This is a genomic window from Pseudomonas sp. K8 (assembly GCF_014889455.1).
Lineage (GTDB): Bacteria > Pseudomonadota > Gammaproteobacteria > Pseudomonadales > Pseudomonadaceae > Aquipseudomonas > Aquipseudomonas veronii.
The window spans coordinates 231,241-251,242 of record NZ_VJWO01000003.1 but is presented as its reverse complement, the minus strand read 5'-3'; the positions used below and the strand labels follow the sequence as shown (position 1 = coordinate 251,242).

Annotated in this window: 19 protein-coding genes; 11 read left to right on the top strand and 8 right to left on the bottom strand. The window is 61.0% G+C overall.

Going from position 1 to position 20,002, the window contains the following annotated elements:
• Positions 1-59 precede the first annotated feature (59 nt).
• The 3 genes from INT12_RS03900 (at position 60) to INT12_RS03890 (ending at position 2,202) form a co-directional block, all read left to right on the top strand.
• The gene (locus INT12_RS03900) at positions 60-812 is read left to right on the top strand and encodes an AraC family transcriptional regulator (protein WP_193040481.1); all 753 of its coding nucleotides are present in this window, start codon (positions 60-62) and stop codon (positions 810-812) included.
• A gap of 96 nt (positions 813-908) precedes the next feature.
• Positions 909-1,793 (top strand): DMT family transporter, encoded by an 885-nt coding sequence (locus INT12_RS03895; protein ID WP_126585477.1) that lies wholly within the window; start codon positions 909-911, stop codon positions 1,791-1,793.
• A 127-nt stretch (positions 1,794-1,920) separates the two neighbouring features.
• Positions 1,921-2,202 carry a hypothetical protein gene (locus INT12_RS03890; protein ID WP_017845352.1) on the top strand — a complete coding sequence of 94 codons (282 nt, stop codon included), beginning with the start codon at positions 1,921-1,923 and terminating at the stop codon, positions 2,200-2,202.
• 41 nt (positions 2,203-2,243) lie between these two features.
• On the opposite strand, the gene INT12_RS03885 is transcribed toward INT12_RS03890, so the two are convergent.
• Complete coding sequence (locus tag INT12_RS03885) at positions 2,244-2,531, bottom strand: SelT/SelW/SelH family protein (RefSeq protein WP_017845351.1); 288 nt, start codon at positions 2,529-2,531, stop codon at positions 2,244-2,246.
• 84 nt (positions 2,532-2,615) lie between these two features.
• Here INT12_RS03885 and INT12_RS03880 point away from each other — a divergent pair, with 84 nt between their 5' ends.
• Complete coding sequence (locus INT12_RS03880) at positions 2,616-4,805, top strand: patatin-like phospholipase family protein (protein WP_104902702.1); 2,190 nt, start codon at positions 2,616-2,618, stop codon at positions 4,803-4,805.
• Positions 4,806-4,941: 136 nt separating this feature from the next.
• On the opposite strand, the gene INT12_RS03875 is transcribed toward INT12_RS03880, so the two are convergent.
• Positions 4,942-5,376: a MarR family transcriptional regulator gene (locus INT12_RS03875; RefSeq protein WP_017845349.1), complete on the bottom strand. Its 435-nt coding sequence runs from the start codon at positions 5,374-5,376 to the stop codon at positions 4,942-4,944.
• Between the two features lie 121 nt (positions 5,377-5,497).
• Positions 5,498-7,624: a DNA helicase RecQ gene (recQ, locus tag INT12_RS03870; RefSeq protein WP_104902701.1), complete on the bottom strand. Its 2,127-nt coding sequence runs from the start codon at positions 7,622-7,624 to the stop codon at positions 5,498-5,500.
• A gap of 275 nt (positions 7,625-7,899) precedes the next feature.
• On the opposite strand from recQ, the gene INT12_RS03865 reads away from it, so the two are divergent.
• The 3 genes from INT12_RS03865 (at position 7,900) to INT12_RS03855 (ending at position 12,494) form a co-directional block, all read left to right on the top strand.
• Entirely contained in the window at positions 7,900-8,487 is a 588-nt protein-coding gene (locus tag INT12_RS03865; RefSeq protein ID WP_017845347.1) for a YecA family protein, read from the top strand.
• Between the two features lie 20 nt (positions 8,488-8,507).
• Positions 8,508-8,891 carry a YbaN family protein gene (locus INT12_RS03860; protein WP_026139819.1) on the top strand — a complete coding sequence of 128 codons (384 nt, stop codon included), beginning with the start codon at positions 8,508-8,510 and terminating at the stop codon, positions 8,889-8,891.
• A 132-nt stretch (positions 8,892-9,023) separates the two neighbouring features.
• Positions 9,024-12,494: a PAS domain-containing hybrid sensor histidine kinase/response regulator gene (locus INT12_RS03855; RefSeq protein WP_193058765.1), complete on the top strand. Its 3,471-nt coding sequence runs from the start codon at positions 9,024-9,026 to the stop codon at positions 12,492-12,494.
• A gap of 8 nt (positions 12,495-12,502) precedes the next feature.
• Here INT12_RS03855 and rmuC read toward each other — a convergent pair whose 3' ends face one another.
• Complete coding sequence (gene rmuC / locus INT12_RS03850) at positions 12,503-13,867, bottom strand: DNA recombination protein RmuC (protein ID WP_164887036.1); 1,365 nt, start codon at positions 13,865-13,867, stop codon at positions 12,503-12,505.
• A 175-nt stretch (positions 13,868-14,042) separates the two neighbouring features.
• The gene (locus tag INT12_RS03845; RefSeq protein WP_193058764.1) at positions 14,043-14,366 is read right to left on the bottom strand and encodes a sel1 repeat family protein; all 324 of its coding nucleotides are present in this window, start codon (positions 14,364-14,366) and stop codon (positions 14,043-14,045) included.
• Positions 14,367-14,823: 457 nt separating this feature from the next.
• Here INT12_RS03845 and INT12_RS03840 point away from each other — a divergent pair, with 457 nt between their 5' ends.
• The 4 genes from INT12_RS03840 (at position 14,824) to INT12_RS03825 (ending at position 17,992) form a co-directional block, all read left to right on the top strand.
• The gene (locus INT12_RS03840) at positions 14,824-15,129 is read left to right on the top strand and encodes a hypothetical protein (RefSeq protein ID WP_102618102.1); all 306 of its coding nucleotides are present in this window, start codon (positions 14,824-14,826) and stop codon (positions 15,127-15,129) included.
• 443 nt (positions 15,130-15,572) lie between these two features.
• Positions 15,573-15,797: a hypothetical protein gene (locus INT12_RS03835; protein WP_017845341.1), complete on the top strand. Its 225-nt coding sequence runs from the start codon at positions 15,573-15,575 to the stop codon at positions 15,795-15,797.
• Positions 15,798-16,077: 280 nt separating this feature from the next.
• Positions 16,078-16,560: a hypothetical protein gene (locus tag INT12_RS03830; protein ID WP_017845340.1), complete on the top strand. Its 483-nt coding sequence runs from the start codon at positions 16,078-16,080 to the stop codon at positions 16,558-16,560.
• 145 nt (positions 16,561-16,705) lie between these two features.
• Positions 16,706-17,992 (top strand): OmpP1/FadL family transporter, encoded by a 1,287-nt coding sequence (locus INT12_RS03825; protein WP_193040614.1) that lies wholly within the window; start codon positions 16,706-16,708, stop codon positions 17,990-17,992.
• Positions 17,993-18,056: 64 nt separating this feature from the next.
• On the opposite strand, the gene INT12_RS03820 is transcribed toward INT12_RS03825, so the two are convergent.
• Genes INT12_RS03820 through INT12_RS03815 form a run of 3 tightly spaced genes read right to left on the bottom strand, consistent with a single transcriptional unit; the run spans position 18,057 to position 19,961 of the window.
• On the bottom strand, positions 18,057-18,608 hold the full coding sequence (locus tag INT12_RS03820; protein WP_046488295.1) for a glutathione peroxidase: 552 nt from the start codon (positions 18,606-18,608) through the stop codon (positions 18,057-18,059).
• Between the two features lie 34 nt (positions 18,609-18,642).
• Complete coding sequence (locus tag INT12_RS31615; RefSeq protein ID WP_017845337.1) at positions 18,643-18,765, bottom strand: hypothetical protein; 123 nt, start codon at positions 18,763-18,765, stop codon at positions 18,643-18,645.
• Entirely contained in the window at positions 18,762-19,961 is a 1,200-nt protein-coding gene (locus tag INT12_RS03815; RefSeq protein WP_162231515.1) for an MFS transporter, read from the bottom strand. Before INT12_RS03815 ends, INT12_RS31615 begins: the two co-directional genes overlap by 4 nt.
• Positions 19,962-20,002: the final 41 nt, after the last annotated feature.

The following is a 20,002-nucleotide window of genomic DNA, read 5'->3' as shown; positions in this document are numbered from 1 at the left end:
ACAGCGTCCGCCGACGGCGAAGCGTTGTAGACTGGCAACCTGCTGCCCAGGAGACCGCGATGAGAGCGTCCCTCACGCTACGCCACTACATCGAAGCACCCATTGCCCACAGCCATGACCATGCGCAGTTGGTCTTCGGCCTGTCCGGGCACCTGGACCTTGAAGTGGAGGGGCGCGGCAGCCAGGTCCGCGAGAGCAGCGTGATGGTGTTGCCCTTCTCGGCCCACCACACGTGCGGCAGTCGCGATGGCAGCCGATGCCTGGTGCTGGACGTGCCCACCGAACACTGGGTGCTGCAATCGTTGGGCGAGCATGCCGATGCCAGCCGCCGCCTGCTCGACCAACCGGCGCGCCTGGCCCTGGATTCGCGGCAAAGCCAGTTGGTGCAATGGCTGGCGCACAGCCCGGTGGATGACCCGCTGATCGTCCAGCAAGGCGCGGTACTGCTGCTGGCCAGCCTCAATCATCCGCTGGCCCCCAGCGCGCCGGGCCGCCGCCTGCCCTATGCCGCGTTCAATGCACATATCGAACGGCACGCCGCCCACCCTCTGCAAGTCGCGGACCTGGCACGCCTCGCCGACCTGTCGGTGGCGCGCCTGCATGCCCGCTTCATCGCCGAGTGCGGGCAGACGCCCATGGACTTCATCCGCAGTCGCCGCCTGCATAAGGCCTTGGGCCTGTTAAGGGAAACGCCGTTGCCCATCGGCGAAATTGCCGAACGCGTCGGCTATGCCTCGCAAAGCGCGTTTGCCGCTGCGATGCTGCGCGAATTCGGCGCCGCGCCCAGAGCGCTGCGGCGCACCACAAAATAGCGAGTCCTGCGCTAAAAATCGCCAGTCGGGCGACAGACACTCACGCCCCCAGCCTCTAGACTGCGCGCCTGTCACCCCGTTGGTTCAAGGATCGCAATGACTCCCCGCTCAGCCCTCGGCGCCCTGCATATCGGCGCATTGATGTTTGGCCTCACCGGCGTATTCGGCAAACTGGCGGCCGCCTCGCCGGCCATCATCGTGTTCGGCCGTGCCGCGTTTGCGGTGATTGCCCTGGCGATCTTTGCGCGGTTCGCCAGCAATGCGCCGTGGAAACAGCTGCAGATGCGCGACTGGCGCCGGCTGATGATCAGCGGTGTATTGCTGGCGGCGCACTGGGTAACGTTCTTCATCGCGGTCAAGGTCGCCGGCGTGGCCGTCGCCACCCTGGGGTTTACCGCGTTCCCGGCGTTTACCGTGATCCTCGAAGGCTTGATCTTCCGCGAGCGCATCCGCGCCAACGAAGTGCTGCTGGTGGCCCTGGTCACGGTGGGCCTGGTGCTGGTGACACCGGACTTCAACCTCGCCAGCCAAGCCACGGGCGGCCTGCTCTGGGGCATCGCCTCGGGGTTGCTGTTCTCCCTGCTGTCACTGAATAACCGCGCCAGCTCCGGGCGGGTTCCAGCGGTACAGGCGGCGCTGTGCCAGAACGTGGTAGTCGCGCTGTGCCTGCTGCCCGTGGCGGCGCCGGGGCTGGCGGATGTACGCGCGCTCGACTGGCTGTGGATCGGCCTGCTCGGCGTGTTCTGTACCGGCCTGGCCCACAGCCTGTTTGTCGCCAGCCTCGCGGTGATCAAGGCCCGCACCGCGTCGGTGGTGTTCGCCATGGAACCGGTCTACGGCATCACCGTCGCCTGGCTGCTGTTTGCCGAAACCCCGACCTTGCGCATGCTGCTGGGCGGCGCGCTGATCATCGTCGCCATCGTGCTTTCCGGCCTGCTGGGCAGCGCCAGCCAGGCCAAACAGCCGGCTGCAACGGCCTGATCTATACTCTGCCCATCCGCAACAGTGTGTCGTCGTCGACGGATAAAGACTTCTCGACGACAGCCAGGGTGTTTAACAGTGCTGCAAGCGAGTGGTCACGCCATTAACGCTATGCAGGAGTTGCATCATGGAAATTCTTATCAGCTTGCTGGTTCAGATCATCAGCGGTGCCGTCGGCGGTAATCTGGCGGGGATGACCAAGCAGAGCCTGGGCACCGGGCTCAATACCTTCCTCGGCGGTGTCGGCGGCCTGGTGCTGGGCCAGATCGTCTCGGCGCTGACGGGCACATCCGGCGGCGAAGCCATGGATGTGGCGACGGTCGGCAGCAACATCGTCGGCGGTGGCGTCGGCGGCCTGGTGCTGACGTGGGTCGTCGGTTTCATCAAGAGCAAGATGGCCGCCAAGTAGGGGCACATCGCCCGGTCACCGCCCCTGTGCGGCGGTGACCTTCACGCCTTGCGATCGTTGTGCCCCAGGTCGCGCTGCGGGTCGATCTGGTCGCGCACGCGCTGCTTGAGCACCTTGGCCTCCGGAAAGCCGCCGTCAGCCTTGCGCTCCCAGATCTGCACACCGTCGCAGGTGATGCGAAAAGCGCCGCCGGTAGCCGGCTCCAGCGCCACTTTGCCCAGGTCGTCGGCAAAGGTACTCAACAGTTCCTGGGCCAACCACGCGGCGCGCAACAGCCACTGGCACTGGGTGCAATAGGTGATGACGATCTCGGGTTTGTTCGGCGACATAATTTGACAGGTTCCTGGCGTAACGGGCTGGGAGGGTCGGGTGGCTATAATACCGGCCTTTATCGTCCAGCCCTGAGATTCATGATGCGCCGCCTGTTGTCCTGCCTGTTGCTGTGCCTGCTGCCCCTTCTTGCCGAGGCGATTGAAACTCCACGCCCGAAAATCGGCCTGGTGCTGTCCGGCGGCGCCGCGCGCGGGCTGGCCCACATCGGCGTGCTCAAGGCCCTGGAGGAACAGGGGATTCATATCGATGCAATTGCCGGTACCAGCATGGGCGCGGTGATCGGCGGGCTGTACGCGTCGGGCTACAAGATCGATGAACTGGAAAAGCTCGCACTGGGTATCGATTGGCAGCAGGCACTCTCCGATGCGCCACCCCGGGAGGACGTACCGTTTCGCCGCAAGCAGGATGACCGGGACTTCCTGGTCAAGCAGAAACTCAGTTTCCGCGACGATGGCAGCCTCGGCCTGCCGCTGGGCGTCATCCAGGGCCAGAACCTCGCGCTGCTGCTGGAAAGCATGTTTGCCCACAGCAGCAACACGCGAAATTTCGACAAGCTGCCGATCCCCTTTCGCGCCGTCGCAACCGATATCACCACCGGCGAAAAAGTGGTGTTCAGCAAAGGCCACCTGCCCCAGGTGATCCGCGCCAGCATGTCGATCCCGGCCGTGTTCGCGCCAGTGGAACTCGACGGCCGACTGCTGGTGGACGGCGGCATGACCGATAACATCCCGCTGGACGTGGCGCGGGAGATGGGCGTCGACATCGCCATCGTGGTGGACATCGGCACGCCGCTGCGCTCGCGCAAGCAACTGGCCACGGTGGTGGACGTGCTCAACCAGTCCATCACCCTGATGACCCGGCGCAATTCCGAAGAACAACTCAAGGCCCTGCACCCCAAGGATGTGCTGATCCAGCCGCCTCTGGCCGCCTACGGCGTCACCGACTTCGGCCGCGCCAAGGACATGATCGACGCCGGCTACCGCGCCACCCGCGCCCTCGATGTGCGCCTGGCCCACCTGCGTCCCGCCGAGCCGATCGACCCGGAACTGGTGGCCGCGCGCGCGCCGGGCGAACGGACCCCGATCATCACTGCGATCAGCGTGGAGAACGACTCGAAAGTCAGCGAAGACGTGATCCGCTACTACATCCGCCAAACCCTCGGCGAGCCGCTGAACCTGAGCCGCCTGCAAGTGGACATGGGCACCTTGTATGGCCTGGATTACTTTGAACAGGTGCAATACCGCGTGGTGAAAAAAGGCCACGACAACACCCTGGTGATCAGCGCACGCGGCAAACGCAGCGGCACCGACTACCTGCGCCTGGGCCTGAACCTGTCGGACGACATGCGTGGCGACAGCGCCTTCAACCTCGGCGCCAGCTACCGCATGAATGGCATCAACCGCCTCGGCGCGGAATGGCTGACGCGGGTGCAGATCGGCGATCGGCAAGAACTGTACAGCGAGTTCTACCAACCGATGGACACCGGCTCGCGCTATTTCGTCGCGCCTTACCTCAAGGCCCAGGCGCAGAACGTCGAACTGATTCTGGACAACGACCCCATCTCCGAATACCGCCTGGAACGCTACGGTTTCGGCCTGAACGTCGGGCGCCAGATCGGCAACAGTGGCGAGCTGCGTTTCGGCGTCGGCGAAGCCTGGGGCAAGGCGGATGTACGCATCGGCGACCGCGACCTGCCAAGCATGAGCTTCAGCGAAGGCTTCTACGAACTGAAGTACTCCTTCGACTCCCTGGACAACGTGTACTTCCCCCACACCGGCGAAGACATCGGCCTGGCTTGGCGCGAATTCGAACCAGGGCTGGGGTCCGATCAACGCTACCGGCAATGGGAATTCAAGCTGGACAAGGCCATGAGCCACGGCCCGGACACACTCGTACTGGGTGGCCGTTACGGACGCACCATGGATAATACGGACGTGGTGATATCCAGCTTCCTACTGGGCGGCGCACGGCAGCTGTCGGGCTTCCGCCAGGACGCGATCTCGGGGCAGAACGTCAGCTTGATGCGCGCCGTGTACTACCGCCGCCTGACGCCGCGCTCATACTTGCCGCTGGATTTCCCGCTGTACCTGGGCGCGTCGCTGGAACGCGGACGGGCGTGGAACAACGACAATGAGTTCGACAGCGGTTATATCAACGCCGCGAGTATTTTCCTGGGCTTCGACACACCGTTGGGGCCGCTGAATTTCAGCTACGGGTTCAACGACGACAATCAGCAGGCGGTGTACCTGAACCTCGGCCAGACCTTCTGAAACGCTGACCGTAAAAACCAAGATGGGAGCTGGCTGGCTTGCAATGGCGGTATTTCAGTCGCCAGATCAATTGACTGAATGTCCGTTATCGCAGGCAAACCAACTCCCACCTATTCGATCTCTGTTGCGCCTGACGTCAGGACTTTTCCAGATTCGCCAGAATGTGCCCATGCACGCGCATGCACACCCGCAGGTCCTCTTCATTCACGCCCACGAACAACTCATGGCGCAATGCAGTGGCGATGGTTTCAATCTGCTCGATCAACGGTCGGGCGCTGTCACACAGCAGGATGCGCTTGGCGCGCCGGTCTTCCACCACCGCCTGGCGCTGCACCAGCCCTTGGCTTTCCAGGCTGTCGAGCAAGCGTGCCAGTGTCGGCCCTTCGACGCCGACACTTTGTGCCAACTCACGCTGCGTCGGCGCTTCTTCGAAACGCGCCAAGTGCAGCAGCACCAGCCAGCGTGCCTGAGACAAGCCCAGCCCCGCCAAACGGCGGTCCAGCTCAGCGCGCCAACCTCGGGACATTTGCGCCAACTGCATGCCAAAACGGTGTTGATCGGTTAACGGCATAAAAAACTCATGGTTTAGACTGAAAACAAAGTATGACTAATTATTAGTCAGCTAAGCATGAGCCATGTCAGTAGGCAAGCGCTCGTCTGTACTGATTCGTTTCATCGTCGCAATTGGCACACTAAATTTCGAACTCAGACTGCAACGCGGCACGAACACAGTACAAAACACCCTCGGGAACCCGCCCCGTGAACAACGGTGCAATCTCCGCAACTGGTGGCAGTTCGCCTTCACCGTCCAGGAAGGCATCCTGGATTTCACTGAGCAAATCTTCTGGCAAATCAAGGGCCTGCTCTAACGACAACTGTTGCTTACCGATGGATTCGGCCAGCAGCGTGTAGACGTTTTTTTCCGAGCATTGCAACTGGCCAGCGATCTGGATCGGGGTCATGCCGGCTCGCGCCAGGCTGATCAATTCGTGGCGAATATCGGCAATTTCCTTCGGCGCTTCGGCCTGGCCGCCGAGCACTTCGAGGAAGGCCTGGCCATAACGTTCCAGCTTGCGCGCGCCCACGCCACTGACCCGGCCCATTTCGGCCAGGGTGGTCGGCTGCTCGCGCAACATCTCCAGCAAGGTCGAGTCGGGGAAAATAACGTAAGGCGGCACGCTGTGTTCCTGCGCCAGTTTGCGCCGCAGGGCGCGCAAGGCTTCCCACTGTTCACGCTCCTCGAAGCGCACCAGTTGGCTGGCCTGGCTGGTACTGCTCTTGGCGGTGGTCTGCGGCTTGAGGTCGCGGCGCAGTTCCAGGCTCACTTCCCCCTTGAGCAACGGCCGGCAACTGTCGTTCAGGCGCAGGCCGCCGTAGCCTTCGATGTCGATGTCCACCAGGCCGCGCGCGACCATCTGGCGGAACAGCGATCGCCATTCGCCTTCGGCACGGGCCTTGCCGACGCCGTAGACCGAGAGTTTCTCGTGGCCGAAGCTGCGCACCTTCTCGTTGTCCTTGCCCAGCAACACATCCACCAGATGGCCGACGCCATAACGCTGGCCGGTGCGGTAGATGGCGGACAAACCCTGGCGCGCCGGTTCAGTGGCATCCCAGGTTTGCACGCCGTCGACACAGTTGTCGCAATGGCCGCAGGGTTCGGGCATGTCTTCGTCGAAATACGCCAGCAAGGTCTGGCGGCGGCAACGCGTCTCTTCGCAGAGTGACAGCATGGCGTCGAGCTTGTGCTGTTCCAGGCGTTTGTGGCGCTCGTCACCTTCGGAGTTCTGCAGCATTTGCTTGAGCATCACCACGTCTTGCAGGCCGTAGACCATCCACGCATCGGCCGGCAGGCCATCACGCCCGGCGCGCCCGGTTTCCTGGTAATACGCCTCGAGGGACTTGGGCAGATCCATATGGGCCACGAAGCGCACGTTGGACTTGTCGATGCCCATGCCGAACGCGATGGTTGCCACCATGATCAGGCCTTCCTCGTTGAGGAAGCGCTTCTGATGATAGGCACGCAAGTCGTTGGGCAAGCCTGCATGGTAGGGCAACGCCGGATAACCCTGCTCGCACAGGAAGGCGGCCACTTCGTCGACCTTCTTGCGCGACAGGCAATAGACGATGCCCGCATCGCTGCGCCGCTCGGACAGGAACGCCAGCAACTGCTTGCGCGGCTGCTCCTTGGGCACGATGCGATAGAAAATATTCGGCCGGTCAAAGCTCGACAGGAAGCGCTCGGCGTTCTGCAAATGCAGGCGCTCGACGATTTCTTCGCGAGTGCGCTTGTCGGCGGTGGCGGTCAGGGCGATACGCGGGACGTCGGGGAACAGTTCCGCCAACTGCCCCAACTGCAAATATTCGCGACGGAAATCATGCCCCCATTGCGATACGCAGTGCGCTTCATCGATGGCGAACAGGGCGATTTCCAGGCTCTGCAAGAAGGCCAGCATGCGCGGCTGCACCAAGCGCTCGGGGGCCAGGTAAAGCATTTTCACTTCGCCGCGCTTGATACGCGCGGCCAGGTCGCGCTGCTGCTCGGCGCTGAGCGTGGAGTTCAATGCGGCGGCAGCAACGCCGAGTTCCTCAAGGGTCGCCACCTGATCGTCCATCAGCGCGATCAACGGCGAGACCACCACGGCAAGGCCGTTACGCAGCAACGCCGGCACCTGGAAACACAACGACTTGCCACCGCCGGTCGGCATCAGGACGAGGGCATCACCGCCATTGGCCACGCGCTCAATGATCGCACCCTGGCGGCCACGAAAACTGTCGTAGCCGAAGATGTCCTTGAGGACGCGTTGAGCCTGCTCGAGCATGTAAAACTCCAAATATCGCCGAAATCCCTCCATACAGGCTGGCCGAAAAAGCGCGTATCTACGGAAAATAATCCGTAAGCGAAGTTTTCTCGGATTGGCGCTGGCCTGCAGGGGGCATCACAAAACGCGGCAGTATACCCGAGCGTCGGCCGGCAAAGGGCGCGGCTGACGAACAGCGGCCGCTATCTAAAACCGGCCAAATATGCAGTGTGGCTGGCCTGGGCGCTCAAGAAAGCCTAGAATTCAGCATCGTTTATTCCCAAGGTAGTCCTTCAATGTCCTTCGCTGAGCAACTAACCCGCCTGCAAGCCTTCCTCGACGCCGATGAGCTGCATGACGAGGCGCTGGACTACGTGGCCGCCCACGGCTACCTGACCGCCCTGTCGATTTCTTCCGACATCGTGCCGGACCGTGAGTGGATCGACGCCTTGTTCGCCGAAGAGCCTCATTACGCTGACGCCGCCCAGCGCGAAGAGATCGAAGCCACCCTGCTCGCCCTCAAGGCCCACATCGGTCGCCAACTGGCCTCCGACGAGGAATTCGAGCTGCCGTGCGACCTCGACCTGGGCGAAGAGCCGGACGACTCCGACCTGCGCGGCTGGTGCATCGGCTTCATGGAAGGTGTGTTCCTGCGCGAAGCCGCCTGGTTCGAAACCGCCGAAGAAGAAGTCAGCGAAATGCTGCTGCCGATCATGGTCGGTTCGGGCCTGTTCGACGACCAGCCGGAGTTCTCCGACATCGCCGCCGACGCCAATCTGATGGACGACATGATCGTACAGATCCCGGAAGCCCTGACCGCCCTGTACCTGCTGTGCAACGCCCCCGACGAAAAACCGGCGCTCCTCAAGCCACGTCACCACTGAGTCGCACGCCCGTGATCGCCATGGGCAAGCGCTCGCCGCTCCTGCGTTACGCACTGCTGGCCATCGGCTGGCTGAGCGTAGCGCTGGGGGTGATCGGCATCTTCCTGCCGGTATTGCCCACCACCCCCTTCCTGCTTCTTGCCGCCGCCTGCTTCGCGCGCAGCTCCCCGCGTTTCTACGCCTGGCTGGTGGAACACCCGCGCCTGGGCCCATGGATTCGTGACTACCTGGACGGCAATGGCATCCCGCTCAAGGGTAAGGTCTACGCCATCGGCCTGATGTGGCTGAGTATCGGTTTTTCCTGCTACCTGGTGCCTCTGCCGTGGGCCCGCGGCTTCATGCTGACCAGCGCGGTACTGGTGACGATCTACATCCTGCGCCAGAAAACCCTGCCGCCGCGCTGAGCCTCTTTAACACCGTGCCCTGCGACATTAGTGCTCACAAGACCTTGGTCGACACTGACTAATCCCCAGGCATCATGCGAGACTGTCCAACCGGGCCCGAAATGCCTGGGCGTGTTTCTGTCCGGAGTTACCATGACGCTGTCCAGCGGGCTGATCGCCGCCGTTGCCTTGGCCTATATGGCCATTATGTTTTCCATCGCCTTTTACGGTGACCGCCGCCATGCGCCGTTGCCGCCGCGCATGCGTGCCTGGGTGTACAGCCTGTCGCTGGCCGTTTATTGCACCAGCTGGACCTTCTTCGGCGCCGTAGGCCAGGCGGCCGAACAACTGTGGGCGTTTATACCTATCTACCTGGGACCGGTGCTGTTACTGGTATTCGCCCCCTGGGTCCTGCAAAAGATGATTCTGATCAGCAAGCAGGAAAACATCACCTCCATCGCTGACTTTATCGCCGCACGCTACGGCAAATCCCAGTCGTTGGCGGTGGTGGTCGCGCTGATCTGCATGGTCGGCGTGTTGCCTTACATCGCCCTGCAACTGAAGGGCATCGTACTCGGGGTGAACCTGCTGATCGGCGCCGGCGCGGATACCACCGGCACCCGCGCCCAGGACACGGCGCTGATCGTATCGCTGGTGCTGGCGCTGTTCACCATTGTCTTCGGTACGCGCAACCTCGACGCCACCGAACACCACCGCGGCATGGTGCTGGCGATTGCCTTCGAGTCGCTGGTCAAGCTGTTCGCGTTTCTCGCAGTCGGCGTGTTTGTGACCTACGGCCTCTACGACGGTTTCGACGATTTATTCAGCCAGGCGATGTTGGCACCACGCCTGGAGGAATACTGGAACGAAACCGTCAACTGGCCAACGATGGTGGTACAGACCGGCGTCGCGATGATGGCGATCATCTGCCTGCCCCGGCAGTTTCACGTCACCGTCGTGGAAAACATCGACCCCCAGGATTTGCGCCTGGCCAAATGGGTTTTCCCTGCGTACCTGATCCTCGCCGCGCTGTTTGTCGTACCGATCGCCCTCGGCGGCAAAATGCTCTTGCCCGGCTCGGTGCTACCCGATTCCTACGTGATCAGCCTGCCCTTGGCTGAGGCCCATCCGATCCTCGCCCTGCTGGCGTTCATTGGCGGCGCGTCAGCCGCCACCGGCATGGTGATTGTGGCGAGCATCGCGTTGTCGACCATGGTGTCCAACGACATGCTGCTGCCTTGGCTGTTGCGCCGCTCCAGCGCAGAACGGCCGTTTGAAGTATTCCGCCACTGGATGCTCTCGGTACGCCGCGTCAGCATTGTGCTCATCCTGCTGCTGGCGTATGTCAGCTACCGATTGCTCGGCTCCAGCGCGAGCCTGGCGACGATCGGCCAGATTGCCTTCGCCGCGGTGACCCAACTGGCACCTGCCATGCTCGGCGCGCTGTATTGGAAACCGGCGAATCGACGCGGCGTGTTTGCCGGCTTGGCGGCAGGCACGTTCCTGTGGTTCTACACCTTGGTACTACCGGTTACCGCGAAAAGCCTGGGCTGGTCGCTCAGCCTTTTCCCCGGTCTGACCTGGTTGCATTCCCACCCGCTCGGCTTGCCCCTCACGTCGCTGACCCTGGGCACCGTGTTCTCCCTGGCGGGCAACTTCACACTGTTCGTCTGGGTTTCGATGCTTTCGCGTACCCGGGTGTCCGAACACTGGCAGGCCGGGCGCTTCATCGGCCAGGAAACCAGCCAACGCGCCAGCACTCGCTCCATGTTGTCGGTCCAGATCAGCGACCTGCTGAGCCTGGCCGCGCGCTTTGTCGGCGAAGAACGCGCGCAGCAGAGTTTTATCCGCTTCGCCTATCGCCAGGGCAAAGGCTTCAACCCCAACCAGAATGCCGATAACGATTGGATCGCGCATACCGAACGCCTGCTGGCGGGTGTACTCGGCGCCTCCTCGACTCGCGCAGTCGTAAAGGCCGCGATTGAAGGTCGGGACATGCTGCTGGAGGACGTAGTACGGATCGCCGACGAAGCCTCCGAAGTGCTGCAATTCAATCGAGCCCTGCTACAAGGCGCCATCGAAAACATCACCCAGGGCATCAGCGTGGTGGATCAGTCCCTCAAGCTGGTGGCGTGGAACCGCCGTTACCTGGAGCTGTTCAACTACCCCGAGGGATTGATCAGCGTCGGCCGGCCGATTGCCGACATCATTCGCTATAACGCCGAGCGCGGCTTGTGCGGACCGGGCGAAGCCGAAGTGCATGTGGCGCGACGCCTGCACTGGATGCGCCAAGGCCGCGCGCACACCTCCGAACGCCTGTTCCCGAATGGACGGGTGATTGAACTGATCGGCAACCCGATGCCCGGCGGCGGTTTCGTCATGAGCTTCACCGACATCACCGCGTTCCGCGAGGCCGAACACGCACTGACCGAGGCGAACGAGGGCTTGGAACGACGGGTCACCGAGCGGACACACGAGCTGTCGCAGCTCAACGTGGCGCTCACCGATGCCAAGGGCGTGGCCGAGTCCGCGAACCAATCGAAGACACGCTTTCTCGCAGCGGTCAGCCATGACCTGATGCAACCGCTGAACGCCGCACGCCTGTTCTCCGCCGCCCTCTCCCACCAGAACGACGGCCTGTCGAACGAAGCCCGGCAACTGGTGCAACACCTCGACAGCTCGCTACGTTCCGCCGAAGACCTGATCAGCGACCTGCTGGACATCTCGCGCCTGGAAAACGGCAAGATCAACCCGCAACGCCAGCCGTTCGTGCTCAACGAACTGTTCGACACCCTCGGCGCCGAATTCAAGGCCCTCGCCCAGGAACAAGGCCTGCGCTTCCGCTTGCGCGGCAGTCATTTGCGCGTGGACAGTGACATCAAGTTGCTGCGCCGGATTTTGCAGAACTTTCTGACGAACGCGTTCCGCTATGCCGACGGCCCAGTGCTGCTGGGTGTACGCCGACACCAGGGCGAGTTGAGCCTGGAGGTCTGGGATCGCGGCCCCGGCATTCCGCTGGATAAACAGAAGGTGATTTTCGAGGAATTCAAACGCCTGGACAGCCACCAGACCCGCGCCGAAAAGGGCCTCGGCCTGGGCTTGGCGATTGCCGATGGCCTGTGTCGCGTATTGGACCATCGCCTGAGCGTGCGCTCATGGCCGGGCAAGGGCAGCGTATTCAGCGTGCGCGTGCCGCTGGCTCGCAACCAGACCAGCATACCGATCAAGACCGCGCAGGAAACCGGTCTGCCCCTGAGCGGCGCGCGGGTGCTGTGTGTGGATAACGAAGAAAGCATCCTGATAGGCATGCGCAGCCTGCTGACGCGCTGGGGCTGCGAAGTATGGACCGCCACCGACCAGGCACAGTGCGCGGCGCTGCTGGCCGACGGCGTGCGCCCACAACTGGCGCTGGTGGATTACCACCTGGACCATGGCGAAACCGGCACGGAGTTGATGGGCTGGCTACGCACACAGTTGGCGGAGCCGATTCCCGGCGTGGTCATCAGCGCCGACGGTCGTCCGGAGATGGTGGCGCAAGTGCATGCGGCGGGGCTGGATTATCTGGCCAAACCGGTGAAGCCGGCGGCGTTGCGCGCCTTGCTCAGCCGGCATCTGCCCCTTTGATCAGCCACCTATTCGGGCAGGTGCGCCACCCCGTCGGAGTCGGTCATTGCCCGCTCCAGCAGGTCGGCGGGCAAGCTTTTGCTGGCGCGGGCGCCGAGCAACCTTAACTGTTCGGTGCGGCTGACCAGATTACCGCGACCATCTGTCAGCTTATTCCGCGCTGCGCTGTAAGCCTTATCCAATTGCTGCAGACGGTTACCCACTTCATCCAGGTCCTGGATAAACAGCACGAACTTGTCGTACAGCCAGCCGGCGCGCTCAGCGATTTCCCGGGCGTTCTGGCTCTGGCGTTCCTGCTTCCACAGGCTGTCGATGACCCGCAGGGTGGCGAGCAAGGTGGTGGGGCTGACGATGACGATATGACGGTCGAAGGCTTCTTGAAACAGGTTGGGCTCAGCCTGCAAGGCCGCCGAAAAAGCGGCTTCAATCGGCACGAACAACAACACGAAATCCAGGCTGTGCAAGCCCTCCAGGCGTTTGTAGTCCTTACCGGCCAAGCCTTTGACGTGATTGCGCAGAGACAGCACATGCTGTTTGAGCGCCGCCTGGCCGATCACCTCGTCGTCCGCCGCCACGTACTGCTGATAGGCCGTCAGGCTGACCTTGGAGTCCACCACCACCTGCTTGTCACCGGGCAACATGATCAGCACGTCCGGCTGGAAGCGCTCACCGTCCGGACCTTTCAGGCTGACCTGGGTCTGGTACTCGCGGCCCTTCTCCAGGCCGGCGTGTTCCAGCACGCGCTCAAGGATCAGTTCACCCCAGTTGCCCTGGGTCTTCTGGCCTTTCAGCGCACGGGTCAAATTCGTGGCTTCGTCCGACAGACGCAGGTTCAGTTGCTGCAGGCGTTCAAGCTCCTTGCCCAGGGAAAAGCGCTCGCGGGCTTCATTCTGATAGCTTTCTTCGACACGCTTTTCGAAGGACTGGATGCGTTCTTTCAAGGGATCGAGCAACTGTCCGAGGCGCTCCTGACTGGTTTCGGCGAAGCGCTGTTCGCGCTCGTCGAAAATCTTCCCGGCCAGTTCGGCGAACTGCGCCCGCAATTCGTCCCGCGAGCCCTGCAGGTCGGCGAGGCGTTGCTGATGGCTGTCCTGTTGCTCGCGCAGCTCCGCACGCAAGGCCGCCGACAACGCGTCAAGGCGACGCAGTTCGGCTTCCTTGGCGCTACGGTCGAGGTTCCAGGCGTGGGCGGCGTCGCGGGCATTGTCGCGATCGATCTGCAGCAATTCGACTTCGCGACGCACGGCGGCCAGGTCTGCCTGCTTGGCGGCGTTGGCCTGGCTGAGGTCGCTGATTTCGTCACGGCTGGCGTCCAGTTGGGCCGCCAACCCTTCCTGGGCCAGTTGCGCGGTGGTCAGGCGCTCTTCAAGCAATTCCCAGCCAGCCATGCGCGCGGCCAGACGGCGCTGGAGCTGCCAGCACACGGCCAATAACGGCACTGCCGCGCCAGCAAGTCCCAGGGCAATACTGGTCCAGTCAAAAGCCATAGCCATGTCTGCCATCACCGAAAAAGAGCAAGGTTAACCAAGCAAGGGGGTTGAGGACAGCTCAGTCTTCGACCTGGCCCAATTCACGCTGGGCGCGGCGGTCACCGGCACGGGCAGCCAGGCGCAGCAGTTCGTGACCGATGCGGCGGTCGCGGGCATTGTCGCATTCGCGGCACATCAATTGGCCGCGTCGGCTTTGCGCTGCGACCACGCCATCACGGGCCGGCTGTTTGAGCAAGCGCCCGGCAAAATGTTTGATGTTGGTGCTGTGACCGAGACGCGGGCTGTCGAGCAACCACAAGGCCACTTTCAAGGAGAAACGTTTGGGTGGGGTAACAACCGGAGGGGTGTCGGTAACAGAAGATGATACTGAGCGAAACTTCATAAAGCACTGCGGGACAGAACGGAAGGCGCGCCACTCTACTCTTTTTTTCGTACAGGTAAAGCCGAAAAAACCCTGCACGCCCGTGCTAGAGCAAGCGCTCGGGACAATCCACAGAAGCTGTGGATAACTCAGTGGACAACCCACCTTTAACTCGCGCAAAGCCCCATGGAATGGGGGCCGCAGTCAAACTGACGATTTTTTCACCAATAAAAAAAAGCGATATTTTTCATTGACTTAAATTTTCATTACAGGCAAATGGGGCCAGATGGAAACACTTGACAGAACGGTGACACATACCGTGAACAATGTGTACAAGTCCCTTTCCTCCGGTTATATCGCCACGGTTTTTTGATCCGACACGGCTTGAACATGTTACCGGCACGGCCAGGCAGGGACTTTTCAAATTCAATGCGGGTCGCCACACTGCCGCACCTACAACGCAACCATGTACGGGTCGATGAAAGGAATTCTGTTATTCACCGTGTTGCTGCTGGCCATTTGCGCGACCTCCCTGGGAATCAACGCCGCTCTGCCTTCACCGGACGGCGCATTGTTTGCGATCGCGATCCTGCTCTCCGCCGCGTTCACCGCCGCCAGCCTGTGCATCGAGTTGGGCGAGGGCCGGATCAATGACATGGGCGACGTCTTGAAAATGATCGAGACCGGCCAGTCCCTGCGCCTGACCCTGGCCGCGTATGCGCTGGGCTGCTCGCTGGCGGCAGCGGTCACGGTGCTGGTGTATCACGGGATGCTGGAGGGCTGACTGAAGTTTTTTTACCGATACGCTTCCATTCCCCGTTTCGATCCGTTACTATCCGCGGCGTTAGTACCAAGCTGAAAGTCAATTCTGGTCGAACAACTCCCCTGAACAACACGGGATCGACCACCTTGATGGTTTCCAGGTATCACTTGCGACGACACAGCCTTTGAACAAGCAAAGGGTGTCGCGAAGTCTCAATACTCTGACCGAACCAACCTGCCAATTGATCAGGATCTTCACCCCGGGCCCAGAACCTTAGCCCCTGTTGTGTTGCCTGCCCTCCTAAGTACCTACCTGCCAGCCCAAGCGCGCCTAAACTATTAGCGCTTCAAACTGGCTGCTTTGTTCCAGTCGGGTTCTTCGTTCGATCAATAGTGATCGACGTCACTGGAACGTTTTAACGTTGCGCGGTTCTTAACCGTGTCATTTGTAGGAACACCCATAATATGTCCACTCAAATCCATACTCAGGACGCCATTCGCGCCCTCACCAACGCTTTTGCACCAATGAACTGCCTGATCATGGCCGCTCGCAAAGGCTGCTTCAGCTTCACCCTGGTCAACGAACACGGTATCGCTCGTCACAGCGAACGCCTGTACCCCGATCAATACTCCAGCGCAGAGCCGCTGCAGGCCGTGATCGAGCGTACCCGTCAGGCACTGATTGCCTGATCGACCGAAGTCGCCGAAACCCAAAAACCCTGTTTAAAAAGCAGGGTTTTTTATTGCCCGGTATTCAGGTTTTGAATATTTGCACTCAGCACGAATAGATATAAACGTTATAACTGAATAAAGAAGATGTTTTTAAAACAGTCCTTTACACCACGAATATGACACTACACTTCAACTCAAGCGGCATGATCCGCTTCCGACGGGCCTGAGATCCGATCCACCGCTGCCAAGCCCCCACCCGCTCAGGCTTCGTCGACCACTTTCACGGATAGAGGCGAGTATGGGTATCGCTGCCAGCGAATTGTGTCGTTATGTGATCAGGCCGACGCTTGTTTACCTCGGGCGCCACAACCAGACCGCTGAATCCCTGCTGCTGGGCATTGCCGCCAGCCAGTCGGAACTTGGCTCCGCCTTGCACGACCGTCGCGGCCACGGCCTCTACAGCATCTCCGACCAGCGTCACCGCGCCCTATGGGACACCTACCTGGCGCTGGACCCCGAACGCGCCAGCCTGGTACGCGGCCTGGCCAGCCAGCACGCCTTCCTTGGCGCGCCCCAGCTTGAGTTGACCGTCAACCTGCGTTATGCCACCGCCATCGCCTGGTTACTGGTGGAACAACAGCGCCCCGCCTTGCCCGAACCGGGTGACGTATTGGCCATGGCGCGTATCTGGAAAGAAATATTCCACCCTCAAGGCCGTCTTCGCGATTTCACCCACGCCTGGAAAACCTGTGTTTCATCCATGAATCAGGTGACCTGCTGATCGGGCAATTTACAAAATCCGGCAAAATGCGGCGATTTTGGTAGGATTGTCCTACAAAACAGCTCTATCTCCTGTGTTACAGCCTATAGCGCGATATGTAATTTGTTGATACTTTCCGCTGCGGTGATCACACGGAGTTCTAATAATGAAAAAAGTAATGCTCAAGACCACACTTAGCCTCGCCGTTGCCATGGCCTCTTCCTACGTCTTCGCAAGTGGCTTTGCCCTTAACGAACAAGACGTCGCCGGGATGGGTACTGGCTTCGCAGGACGCTCTTCTACTGCCGAAAACGCAAGCACTGTCTACGGTAACCCAGCCGGTATGGCTCGCCTGGAAGGCCAACAAATTACCGGCGGTTTCGCGGTGATCGATGCCTCCACCGATATCAAAGATGCCGGCGGCCGTTCCAGCGGGACCAACAAAGGCGACATGGTGCCTTTCACTGGCGTGCCTTTCGGCTTCTACACCAACAAACTCAACGATCAATGGTCTATCGGCTTCGGTGTTTATGCACCGTTCGGCCTGAAAACCGACTACGAAAGTGGTTTCCAGGGTCGCGGGTTTGGCAACAAGAGCGAAGTATCGGTCATCACCTTCCAACCGACTGTCAGCTACGCGTTCAATGATCGCGTGTCCATCGGTTTTGGTCCGACCATCAACCGTATCGACGGCACCCTGGAATCGCGGCCGAGCCTGGCTGGCCTGGGGATGCCAGGCGACAACAAAGTCAAAGTCAAAGGCGACGACACCGCCCTGGGCTTTAACGCCGGTATCCTGGTTCAAGCCACCGATACCACTCGCGTCGGCCTGACCTATCACTCGAAAGTGAAGTACAAACTCGAAGGCCACACCGACGTCACCAAAGCGTCCACGGTTCCATCGGGAGTGCTGGCCAATAACCGCTACGACGCCTCATTGAAAGTCGACACGCCTGAATCCTGGGACCTGTCGGTGACTCAAGACCTCAACGACGCCTGGAAACTGTATGCGGGTGCGACCTGGACTCGTTGGAGTCGCTTGAAAGACATCATCATCAAAAACGAAGGTGTGACAGCGACTAACGGAGGCGCACTGGCACCTGCGCTTGTCGGCACTATCACTGAACCGCAGAACTGGCACGACACCTGGGCTTACGCCTTGGGTACCTCGTATCAGCTCACCAAGCAGGTGGTACTGCGTACCGGCCTGTCCTTCGACCAGTCGCCAACCAACAACACCGATCGTTCGCCGCGCATTCCTACCGGTGACCGGACCATCTTCAGTGTCGGTATGGGTTACGCAGTGATGGATAACATGACCGTTGACCTGGCTTACTCCTACCTCAAGGAAGAGTCGGTCAAAGTCAACAAATCCAACGCGCTGGGTTCCTACAGCTCCAAATACGAAAACAGCGCCAACGGTTTCGGCCTGGGCGTGACTTACAAGTTCTGACCTGCTCGCGCATAAAAAGCCCCGCTCTCCGGTAAAGGAGGCGGGGCTTTTCAATGGGTAACGATCAGGGTTTCGACGCCAACGCTGCCTCTACCGCCTTGAGCAAGTCCGGGCTGTCCGGCTTGGTCAGGCTGGAAAAATTGGCAATCACCTTGCCCTGGCGATCCACCACGTACTTGTAGAAATTCCACTTCGGCGCGCTGCTCTGCTGCGCCAGCACCTTGAACAGATGCACTGCGTCCGGCCCCTTGACCGCCTGCGGCTCGGTCATGGTGAAGGTGACGCCATAATTCACGTAGCAGACCTTGGCGGTTTCCTCGCCGGTCTTGGCTTCCTGCTTGAAGTCATCGGACGGCACACCAATCACTTCCAGCCCCTGGTCCTTATAGCGCTGGTACAGAGCCTCAAGGCCTTTGAATTGCGGCGCAAAGCCGCAGAAGCTGGCGGTATTGACGATCACCAAAGGCTTGCCGGCAAAGCGTTGGCACAGGTCGATGGATTCCTTGGCGCGCAACTTGGGCAACTGCCCCTCCAGCAACGGCGGGCAACCGGCGGCCATCGCCGCACCGCTAAAAGCAGCCATCAGGACGGGTACTGCAAGCCAGCGCATCTGCATGTCGTGTGTCCTTCAAAATAGTCAGACCACGAACTTAACAGATCGACATACCCAGTTGCATCAACGCCAGCCCACCGCGCTGCCAGCCCCACCACGCCAGAAGCAGCAGCAGCGTTGCCGCCGCTGCCCCAACGAACCAATACCCATTGGAACTCATGCCGCCTCCATCTGCGTCTGCAACCGCGCCACCGGCCGCTCGCGCACCGGCCAGTTCAGGGCGGCGGCGAGCAGGCTCAAGAGAATCGCCACTTGCCAGATCAAATCGTAGTTGCCGGTTCGATCATAGACCACCCCGCCCAACCAGCCACCGAGGAACGAACCGAGCTGGTGGAACAGGAACACGATCCCACCGAGCATCGAGAGGTTTCGCACACCAAACAGCGTGGCGACCGTGCCGTTGGTCAGCGGCACCGTGGACAGCCAAAGGAAGCCCATCGCCATACCGAACAGGTAGGCCGTGACTTCAGTCACCGGCGCCCACAGGAACAGCACGATCACCACCGCGCGCAACAGATACAAAGCGGTCAGCAGGCGCGGCTTGGACATGCGCCCGCCAAGCCAGCCGGCGGTGTAGGTGCCGGCGATATTAAACAGGCCAATCAAGGCCAATACGGTGGTGCCGGTAGTCGCCGGCAAATGCTGATCGACCAGGTAGGCCGGCAGATGCACGCCGATAAACACCACTTGGAAACCGCAGACGAAAAAACCGAACGCCAGCAACCAGAACCCGGAGTGAGAACAGGCCTCCTTCAGTGCTTCACGCAAGGTTTGCTGGCCAGCCATCACAGGCAGCGGCCGATCCTTGAGCATGCTCACCAGCGGCAGAATCAGCGCCACCATCAAGCCCAACGCCAGCAGCGCCGCCGACCAGCCCAACCAACTGATCAAACCCAGGGTGCCCGGCACCATGGCGAACTGGCCGAAAGAACCGGCGGCGCTGGCAATGCCCATGGCGATGCTGCGTTTTTCTGGCGGCACCGCACGGCCGACCACACCCAGGATCACCGAGAATGAAGTGCCGGACAGGCCGATACCAATCAACAAACCGGCGCTCAACGACAGTGACCAGGCCGAGTCGGACATGCCCATCAATACCAGGCCGACGGCGTACAACACCCCGCCAACCAGCACGGCCTTGCTCGCCCCAAAACGGTCGGCCAGGGCGCCGGTGAACGGCTGCGCCAGGCCCCAGATCAGGTTCTGCAGGGCGATAGCGAAGGCAAACGTCTCACGGCCCCAGCCGAATTCGGCGCTCATCGGTGCCAGGAACAGACCGAAGCCATGCCGTACACCCAGCGACAACGCCAGGATCAGCGCACTTCCCACAAGAATCCAGCCACTGGTGCGCCACATCGAGGTCATTTCTTATTCTCCATTTACGGGTATATACCCGC

What these genes read in the sequence shown, in the direction of transcription:
- INT12_RS03880 (WP_104902702.1), top strand. Translation starts at nt 2,616, where the DNA reads ATGCGCCGCCTGTTGTCCTGCCTGTTGCTGTGCCTGCTGCCCCTTCTT.
- INT12_RS03845 (WP_193058764.1), bottom strand. Translation starts at nt 14,366, where the DNA reads ATGAAGTTTCGCTCAGTATCATCTTCTGTTACCGACACCCCTCCGGTT.
- INT12_RS03815 (WP_162231515.1), bottom strand. Translation starts at nt 19,961, where the DNA reads ATGTGGCGCACCAGTGGCTGGATTCTTGTGGGAAGTGCGCTGATCCTG.
- INT12_RS03860 (WP_026139819.1), top strand. Translation starts at nt 8,508, where the DNA reads ATGGGCAAGCGCTCGCCGCTCCTGCGTTACGCACTGCTGGCCATCGGC.
- INT12_RS31615 (WP_017845337.1), bottom strand. Translation starts at nt 18,765, where the DNA reads ATGAGTTCCAATGGGTATTGGTTCGTTGGGGCAGCGGCGGCAACGCTG.
- INT12_RS03900 (WP_193040481.1), top strand. Translation starts at nt 60, where the DNA reads ATGAGAGCGTCCCTCACGCTACGCCACTACATCGAAGCACCCATTGCC.
- INT12_RS03885 (WP_017845351.1), bottom strand. Translation starts at nt 2,531, where the DNA reads ATGTCGCCGAACAAACCCGAGATCGTCATCACCTATTGCACCCAGTGC.
- INT12_RS03865 (WP_017845347.1), top strand. Translation starts at nt 7,900, where the DNA reads ATGTCCTTCGCTGAGCAACTAACCCGCCTGCAAGCCTTCCTCGACGCC.
- INT12_RS03855 (WP_193058765.1), top strand. Translation starts at nt 9,024, where the DNA reads ATGACGCTGTCCAGCGGGCTGATCGCCGCCGTTGCCTTGGCCTATATG.
- INT12_RS03835 (WP_017845341.1), top strand. Translation starts at nt 15,573, where the DNA reads ATGTCCACTCAAATCCATACTCAGGACGCCATTCGCGCCCTCACCAAC.
- recQ (WP_104902701.1), bottom strand. Translation starts at nt 7,624, where the DNA reads ATGCTCGAGCAGGCTCAACGCGTCCTCAAGGACATCTTCGGCTACGAC.
- INT12_RS03840 (WP_102618102.1), top strand. Translation starts at nt 14,824, where the DNA reads ATGAAAGGAATTCTGTTATTCACCGTGTTGCTGCTGGCCATTTGCGCG.
- INT12_RS03820 (WP_046488295.1), bottom strand. Translation starts at nt 18,608, where the DNA reads ATGCAGATGCGCTGGCTTGCAGTACCCGTCCTGATGGCTGCTTTTAGC.
- INT12_RS03875 (WP_017845349.1), bottom strand. Translation starts at nt 5,376, where the DNA reads ATGCCGTTAACCGATCAACACCGTTTTGGCATGCAGTTGGCGCAAATG.
- INT12_RS03890 (WP_017845352.1), top strand. Translation starts at nt 1,921, where the DNA reads ATGGAAATTCTTATCAGCTTGCTGGTTCAGATCATCAGCGGTGCCGTC.
- INT12_RS03895 (WP_126585477.1), top strand. Translation starts at nt 909, where the DNA reads ATGACTCCCCGCTCAGCCCTCGGCGCCCTGCATATCGGCGCATTGATG.
- INT12_RS03825 (WP_193040614.1), top strand. Translation starts at nt 16,706, where the DNA reads ATGAAAAAAGTAATGCTCAAGACCACACTTAGCCTCGCCGTTGCCATG.
- INT12_RS03830 (WP_017845340.1), top strand. Translation starts at nt 16,078, where the DNA reads ATGGGTATCGCTGCCAGCGAATTGTGTCGTTATGTGATCAGGCCGACG.